General features: G+C 71.6%; 6 protein-coding genes. 3 read left to right on the forward strand and 3 right to left on the reverse strand.

Translation table 11 applies throughout. From position 1 onward, the window contains the following. On the reverse strand, positions 1 to 1568 hold a 1568-nt coding region (locus tag E6J59_14965), incomplete at its 3' end, for a hypothetical protein (GenBank protein TMB18174.1). Positions 1569 to 1854: 286 nt separating this feature from the next. Between E6J59_14965 and E6J59_14970 the strand changes: the two genes are divergently transcribed. Together E6J59_14970 and E6J59_14975 are read left to right on the forward strand one after the other, a co-directional pair. After that, positions 1855 to 3066, forward strand: a complete 1212-nt coding sequence (locus E6J59_14970) for a cytochrome P450 (GenBank protein ID TMB18175.1) — start codon at positions 1855 to 1857, stop codon at positions 3064 to 3066. Between the two features lie 15 nt (positions 3067 to 3081). Further along, on the forward strand, positions 3082 to 4179 hold the full coding sequence (locus tag E6J59_14975; GenBank protein TMB18176.1) for an amidohydrolase: 1098 nt from the start codon (positions 3082 to 3084) through the stop codon (positions 4177 to 4179). A 17-nt stretch (positions 4180 to 4196) separates the two neighbouring features. Here E6J59_14975 and E6J59_14980 read toward each other — a convergent pair whose 3' ends face one another. Both E6J59_14980 and E6J59_14985 read right to left on the reverse strand, forming a co-directional pair. Continuing rightward, a complete protein-coding gene (locus E6J59_14980) occupies positions 4197 to 4856 on the reverse strand; it encodes a type II toxin-antitoxin system VapC family toxin (GenBank protein TMB18177.1) in 660 nt (219 codons plus the stop codon). A gap of 36 nt (positions 4857 to 4892) precedes the next feature. Next, a complete protein-coding gene (locus E6J59_14985; GenBank protein TMB18179.1) occupies positions 4893 to 5630 on the reverse strand; it encodes an SDR family NAD(P)-dependent oxidoreductase in 738 nt (245 codons plus the stop codon). Between the two features lie 63 nt (positions 5631 to 5693). Here E6J59_14985 and E6J59_14990 point away from each other — a divergent pair. Next, on the forward strand, positions 5694 to 6457 hold a 764-nt coding region (locus E6J59_14990; protein ID TMB18178.1), incomplete at its 3' end, for a hypothetical protein.

Here is a 6457-nt window from a genome sequence, read left to right on the forward strand (position 1 = left end):
TCGGCGGCCGCAGAGAAGGCACCTCTCAGCGCGCGGAGCCCGTCGCGGTCGGGACGCCGGCGAAGCCGCTCGCGGGCGGCCGCGGCTGCACGCGTTGCCTCGTCGCACTGCCCGTCTTTCGCGAGCGCGACGGCGAGGTCGGTCGCATAGAACACCGAGCGCCACGCCAGGGCAGCTGCGCCGCGGTAGAGCGTGATGGCATCCACGTGATTCCCCTCCTCCCAGCGTGCCAGGGCGAGTTGGTACAGCTCGGGCGCGCCTTCACCGTGGAGGGCGACATACCAGAGCCGACTGGCGAGATCGTGCCGGGAGCGGTCGACGCGTGCGGAAACGGCCACGAGGGCGAAGGCGGCCAGCCAGGCGATCGCCGTTCCGGCCAACACGCCGAGCACGGTCGGAAGCCTCGGCGGCGGCAGGGGGCGTGGGTACGGCGGCGCTGCTGCCGCGGCCGCCATACGGTCGTAGAGCTCCGGGTGACTCCCGCGCCTTCGCCCCACCACGGCCGGGATGCGATTGGCCCGGTACAAGCGCTCGAGGGCATGGGCGTAGACGCCCGCCTCGCCCTGGTGCGCATGGGCCACGCGGTCCGCACGCTCCTCGCGCCCGCGCCGAAAGCGCCTGCATGCGAACGATGCGATGATGATCGCGCCCACCATCGCGGCGGTACCGCGTGCCCCGAAGGAGGTCATGACGAGCGGCAGCGCCCCGAGGGGGAGGAGGAGGTACGGCTCCAGGCATCGAATGACGTGCAAGAGACGGGGCTCGGCGAGATGCCCGAGCTCATGGGCACAGATCGCAGCGACCTCGTCGTCGTCGAGGACCCCGAGCGCTCGCTCGGTGAATGCCAGGACGCCGCTGGCCGGGAAGACGAAGGCGTTCGCCATGGACGTGCGCACCTCGTAGGTCGTCCGCGGCTGGACACCGACGCGCCGGGAGACCTCCTCGACGATGGCGGCGAGCCGCGGCGACGGTGGAGCCGCGAGCCCAAGCCGGCGGAGGACCAGGAGCCCCCCGCCGAGCGCGAAGAACCCCGTGGCGATGGCGCCAGCGGCGAGTGTCATGACGGCCCGGGCGTCCGGCCTGTTGCCGATCGACGTCATCACGAGGGCCGTCACCAACCAGGACGGAACGAAGACGAGCAACCCGACGGCGAAGTTCCGCCACCACGAGTCGGGAGGCGAGAGCGATCCGTCCCCGAGACGGCGCGAGAAGCGACGGAAAACAAGCATGCCGCCACCATACGCCGGCGTGAGCACGAGCCAGAGGGACACGGCGCCCGGGAGGGGGGAAAGCGGGCCCTGAAACCACGAGCCCATCGCGCCGATGCCGAGCGAGATCGCCACGAGGCAGAGGGCGATCGCACGCCGCACGGGGAAGTCTCTCCGGGCACGGTCTGCCCAGTTCTCGCAGGGGCGGTCGCCCACGAGCCGGAGGGCGACCGTCCCTGCCGACCAGGTCGAGACGAGGGAAACCAGGAACGCCAGCGCGATCGGAAGAAGGAAGTTCACCCAGCCGACCCATGCGGGCAGCAACCCCCGGGCGAGCTCGATCGCCTCCGCCCCATCCATCGTGGTGGCCCATCACCCTACGGGCGGGTGGTCAACGATTCAAGCGTTGGGCTTTCTAGGTCTAGAATGCTGTAGCGATCCGGCTTCGCGCGCCATCGCGGCGCATGGCGCTCGTGTCCGAGGAGACACGCCGAAGTTGGTGTTGTACGACTCGGGGCCACGAGCTGTCCGAGGTGCTCGAGCCGACGTGGGAGCGGACGGCGGCGTTTCTGCGCGGGCTCGGCGCGCTCTGAGCTCGGATCCGTCCATCTGGCATCGGCAGGACCGCCCGGCGTAGAAGGGGAGCATGCTGGCCCCCACGAACGCGACCTTCTTCTTCAACCCCTTCGACGAGGAGACCCGCCGTGACCCGTACGCGCTCTTCGCCCGCGCGCGCCGCGAGCATCCCGCGTGGCGCCACGAGGGCCTGCCCGTCGTCTCCGTGTTCCGGCACGCGGACTGCCAGGCGATCCTGCGCGATCCGCAGACGTGGTCGAGCGTCTTCCCGACCCCGCCCGGCTTCGCGCCCGAGGACGTGCCGCGCAGCATGCTGGTCATGGACCCGCCCGAGCACACGCGGCTCCGCGGCCTGGTGAACCTGGCGTTCACGCCGCGGCGCGTCCGCCAGCTCGCGCCACGCGTCGAGGCGATCGCCCACGAGCTCCTCGACGCCGCGCTCGCCCGGGGGGAGGTCGACCTGGTCGAGGCGCTCATCTATCCGCTGCCGGTCGTCGTCATCGCCGAGCTGATCGGCGTGCCAGCCGAGGACCGCGCGCGGTTCAAGGTGTGGTCCGACGCGATCGTGGCGCCGCTCGGCACCGTCTTCTTCGAGGTCGCGCCGCCCGAGCGCGTCGCCACGCTCCGGCGGGTGCGGGGCGAGCTCGAGGCCTACTTCGTGCGCCTGGTCGAGGCGCGGCGGCGCGAGCCGCGCGACGACCTGCTCTCGGCGCTCGTCGCGGCCGAGCTCGAGGGCTCGCGCCTCTCCTTCGAGGAGCTGCTCGCGATGCTCATCCTCCTCCTGGTCGCGGGCAACGAGACGACCACGCACCTGATCGGCAACGCGGTGCTCGCCCTCCTGGCGCACCCCGAGGCGCTCGCGGCGCTGCGCGCCGACCCGTCGCGGGTGCCGGTGGCGGTGGAGGAGGTCCTGCGCTTCTCCTCGCCCGTGCAGATGGACCCGCGCCTTGCCACGCGCGAGACGCGGCTGCACGGCGTCGCGGTCGCCGCCGGTGAGGTCGCGCTCTGCTGGCTCGGGTCGGCGAACCGGGACGAGGCGGTCTTCGAGCGCCCCGAGGTCTTCGACATCGGGCGCGAGCGGAAGCCGGACCTCGCCTTCGGCTTCGGCCCGCACTACTGCCTCGGGGCGTCGCTCGCGACGCTGGAGGCCGAGGTGGCGCTCCGGGTCCTGCTCGAGCGCACGCGGGGCTTCCGGCGGGTGGACGACGCGCCGCTGCCCATTCCCCCGAGCATCGTCTTCCGCGGCGTCACGAGCCTGCCCATGGTGCTGGAGCCCGCGTAGCGACGGAGGTACGACATGACCATGCCGCCGATCTCGGCCGACTCCCACATCACGGAGCATCCCGACACGTACCGGAAGTACATCGACCCGGCGCTGCGCGACCGGGCGCCGCACCTCGTCCACGACGACGCGGGCGGAGAGATGTACGTGATCCCCGATCTGACGCAGGGCGCGCTCCCCATGGGCCTCATCGCGGCCGCCGGCAAGCGCCCGGAGGACATCCGCCCCATGGGACGCTTCGAGGAGTGGCACCGGGGCGGCTGGGATCCCGAGGCGCGCCTCGCGGACCAGGACCGCGACGGCGTGAGCGCCGAGGTGCTCTACCCGACGGTCGGGCTCGTGCTCTGTCGCCACCCGGACCTGGACTACAAGCAGGCGTGCATGGACGCCTACAACCGCTGGCTCGCCGAGTACTGCAGCGCGCACCCCGACCGGCTCCTCGGTGTCGGCCAGACCGCCGTGCGCACACCCGCGGACGGGATCGAGGACCTCCGGCAGATCAAGGCGCTCGGGCTGCGCGGCGTGATGCTCCCCAGCCGGCCCGGCCAGGCGGACTGGGACAGCCCGATCTACGACGAGCTCTTCGAAGCCACGATCGACCTCGGCCTCCCGGTGTCCTACCACATCCTGACCGATCCGCAGGACGCGTTCCCCAAGCGCGGCCCGGTCATGAACTTCGCGGTGGGCATCATCCGCAGCAACCAGGACCTGCTCGCGATGCTCGTCTACGGCGGCGTCTTCGAGCGCCACCCGCGGCTCCGCGTCGTGTGCGTGGAGGCCGACGCGAGCTGGGCGCCCCACTGGATGCACCGCATGGACCACTACTACGAGCGCCACCGCTACATGCGCGCGCTCGACCTCGCGCGGCTCCCGAGCGAGTACTTCCGCGAGCACGTGTACCTGACTTTCCAGGACGACTGGCCCGCGTTCCAGATGACGGGACTGCTGAACCCGCGGCGGCTGATGTGGGCGAACGACTTCCCGCACAGCGACTCGACGTGGCCGTGGTCGCAGGAGCTGCTGGCGCGGGAGGCGGCGTGCCTGACGGAGGCGGAGCGCGAGTTGATACTGCACGACAATGCGGCGGAGCTGTACGGGGTCGAGGGGGCTTGACCGGGGCGGGTGACGGCTCAGGGAACCACGACCAGCGCGCGGTCGTATCGAGGGCCCACGCGGAGCACACCGAAGTCCCGTCGATCCGTCGTCAGGATGCGATAGATGCGCCGACGCTCGGCGACCGCAGCCACGAGCCCGTCCACCAAGCCGAGACGCAGTGCCCTGAACTTCGCGTCCAGCTGGAGCGCGCGCACCAGGTCCGTCGGGACGGCCGGCTCGAACTCGTACCTCGTCCCGGGGTCGAAGATCTCCGCCACCAGCTTCCGCATGGCGGCACGTTCATCGCGCAGGAAGTAGTCGACCTCGGCAAGGACGAGTGCGGGAACGAGCACGGCCGACGCGGACGCGAGCGCTTGCGCGTAGTCGGGCCACGAGGGACCACCAGCCGGTCGCCGGGCGAGTGCGCGAAGGAGGCCGCCCGTGTCGGCGACCAGCGCTCCGCTCACTTCTCGATGTCCTTGAAGAGCTCCGATTCGTCCCCGAGCTTGGGCGCCGTCGAAACGAAGAGCTCGGTCGACGGCGGCCGACGGCCCCGGTAGTACCGTGCCGCGACCACGCGGAGCCCCCTGCGAACCAGCTCGGACGCCGACAGCCCGTCGGCGCGGGCCCGGGCAAGGGCGTCGGCATCGGCGGGGTCCAGGCGAACGGTGGTGGACAGCTTGCGTGCCATACACATGCCATACGTCCCATCGCGAATGGCTGTCAAACGGTCAGTTCCGCTGCGCCGTCGGCCGCACGAGGAGGTCGTGCACCTCCATGTGCGGCGGGCGCGTGACGATCCACACGATCGCCTCGGCCACGTCGCGCGGCTCGAGGATCTTGAAGCGGCGGTCGATCGCCGCCTGCGCGCCCGGCCTGCCGGTGAAGACGTCGGCGAACTCGGTGAGCACGTGCCCCGGGGAGACGGCGCTCACGCGGATCGGGCTCTCGCGAGCGCGCAGCTCCTGACGAAGCCCCTCGGTGAGCGCCCGCACGGCGAACTTGGTGGCCGCGTACATCCCGCTCTCCGGCCCGGGCACGCGGTGGGCGGCCATCGACGCCACGTGCACGACGTGCCCCGCCACGCCGCGCCGCTCCATGTCCTGGATCGCCTCGCGCGTGGCGATGGCGAGGCCGAGGACGTTCACCTCGAGCATCTCGCGCCAGAGCTCGGTCGGCGCCGAGCCGAGCGGCGCGGCGCGGCCGAGACCGGCGTTGTTGACCAGGATGTCGACGCCGCCGAAGCGCTCGCGCGCGACGGCGAAGAGGCGGAGGATGTCCTCCTCGCGCCGCATGTCGGTCGGCTGGACCGCGACCTCGCCGCCGAGCTCCGCCGCCAGGCGCGCGAGGCGATCGGCGCGGCGCGCGGCGAGCGTCAGCGCGGCGCCGGCCGCGGCGAGCGCGCGCGCCGTCTCCGTCCCGATGCCGCTCGACGCGCCGGTGACCACGGCGGTCTTGCCGGCGAGCAGACCTGCCACGGCGGCCTTCTACGGCCCCTTGACCCGGCCCGTCAACGATGTGAGTTAACGCGCATGCCAGTCGATCTGACGGCCGTCGGCAAGAAGCTCGGCGCGGTGACGCACACCTACACCGAGCGCGACGTGATGCTCTATGCGCTCGGCGTCGGCTGCGGCACCGACGACCTCCGGTTCACCTACGAGCGGGATCTGCAGGTGCTGCCCACGTTCGCCGTCATCCCGTCCTTCCCCGCCATGCTCAACCTGGGCGGCGCCATGGACGTGAACCCGGCCCTGGTGCTGCACGGCGAGCAGCGCATCGAGCTGCACGCCGAGATCCCGACCAGCGGCACCATCACGACGACGCCCACCATCAAGGCGATCTACGACAAGGTAAAGGGCGCGGTGGTGGTGGTCGAGACCGAGAGCGTCGATCAGAAAGGCCGCCTCCTCTTCCGCAACACCGCGGGCATCTTCGCGCGCGGCGAGGGCGGCTTCGGCGGCGACCGCGGCCCGAGCGGGCCGCGCAACCTGCCGCCGAATCGTCCCCCCGACCGGTCGATCGCCATGAAGACGCTGCCGCAGCAGGCCCTCATCTACCGTCTCTCGGGCGACATGAACCCGCTGCACGCCGACCCCGACTTCGCGAAGCTCGGCGGCTACGACCGGCCGATCCTGCACGGCCTCTGCACCTTCGGCCACGCCGGCCGCGCCGTGCTGAAGGCGTACTGCCACGACCACCCTGCGCGCATGAAGTCGCTCGAGGTGCGCTTCTCGGGCGTCGTCTACCCGGGCGAGACGATCACGACCGACATGTGGCAGGTCGCGCCGGGGAAGAT

This window comes from Deltaproteobacteria bacterium (assembly GCA_005879795.1).
Lineage (GTDB): Bacteria > Desulfobacterota > Binatia > DP-6 > DP-6 > DP-6.

Excerpts from the sequence above, each read along its gene's own strand:
- E6J59_14970 (TMB18175.1), top strand. The coding sequence starts at position 1,855 with ATGCTGGCCCCCACGAACGCGACCTTCTTCTTCAACCCCTTCGACGAG.
- E6J59_14975 (TMB18176.1), top strand. The coding sequence starts at position 3,082 with ATGACCATGCCGCCGATCTCGGCCGACTCCCACATCACGGAGCATCCC.